We start from the raw sequence: 569 nt of genomic DNA on the forward strand, positions 1-569 counted from the left end.
CTTGAATTCCATTGCCGCCCAGCTCTCCGTTGATCGTGCCATTCGCGTGCCGCGCAAAAAGCAAGAGTAAACGGCAAGTCGCGACAGTTTACAAGCCGCTCACGCGGACTTGTGTGTAATGAAATGCATCCAAGGGGGGAATGGAAAATCTTTTGGCTGCGTCTCTAAACAATGGGATCACTGCCAGACGCTCAAAGGCATCAGACACGAGTTCAGGCGAGCTGTCGTGAAATAGGTCAGAAACGTGGCCCGAATCATCGAGTACCAGGCGAAAAAGTTGCTTTGGAGCATCGGCATTTATTTCCTCGCGAATATCCAAGCGAGAACAAAAAATAAATAATTTCGACACCGAGAATTTGAATTCGGTTGGCAATTGCAATGCAGAGGCAGTGTTGGCCGGCAGGAGGTTCTCTGGAGCAACAGCGGCTGTTAAGTATGAGTATTTTGCCTCTTTTGAATTCCGAGTGGGTGATGTTAGCGGGTCAAGGGCGGGCGTAAGCCCGGCGCAGCGAACCCTTGAGGCGCTCTGAATCGACAAGCTGAGGTATGGCTGGTTGCGGCAGAATGCG

The 569-nt window shown here is 51.3% G+C and carries 1 protein-coding gene; it reads right to left on the reverse strand.

Translation table 11 applies throughout. From position 1 onward, the window contains the following. Positions 1 to 88: 88 nt before the first annotated feature. Positions 89 to 569 (reverse strand): hypothetical protein (locus GWC77_RS28185; RefSeq protein WP_173262885.1); only part of this gene is annotated, 481 nt, incomplete at its 5' end.

The sequence above is a fragment of the Paraburkholderia sp. NMBU_R16 genome, assembly GCF_013282575.1.
In the GTDB taxonomy this organism is placed as follows: Bacteria; Pseudomonadota; Gammaproteobacteria; order Burkholderiales; family Burkholderiaceae; genus Trinickia.